Raw genomic sequence first — 315 nt, forward strand, 5'->3', positions numbered from 1 at the left:
TGCCGAAGGCCGCACGGTGCTGCGCCGCGGCCGGGCCGGCCGCCAGGGGCTGAGCGGCCTGTTCTTCACGCCGGCCGGCTCCTCTGTCGAAGAGGTCATCCATGCCGAGCGCATCATCGATTGCCGCTGCCAGGCGCCGGATCTTTCAGCGCCATTGATGCAGAGCCTGCTTTCCGCCGGCCTCGCCATGCCGGACGAGCTCTCGCTCGGCCTGGCGGTCAATGCGCGCGGCGAGCCCTTCCTCGACGACGGTTCGACGGTCGCCGGGCTCTTTGCCGTCGGCCCGCTCGGCCTCGGCAGCCTGCCCGATATCGA

General features: G+C 71.1%; 1 pseudogene. It reads left to right on the plus strand.

The window, feature by feature from the left end:
* Nucleotides 1–315: pseudogene (locus EOD29_RS31035) on the plus strand (hypothetical protein); the annotation flags it as partial.

The organism is Mesorhizobium sp. M1A.T.Ca.IN.004.03.1.1 (assembly GCF_003997555.1).
In the GTDB taxonomy this organism is placed as follows: domain Bacteria; phylum Pseudomonadota; class Alphaproteobacteria; order Rhizobiales; family Rhizobiaceae; genus Mesorhizobium.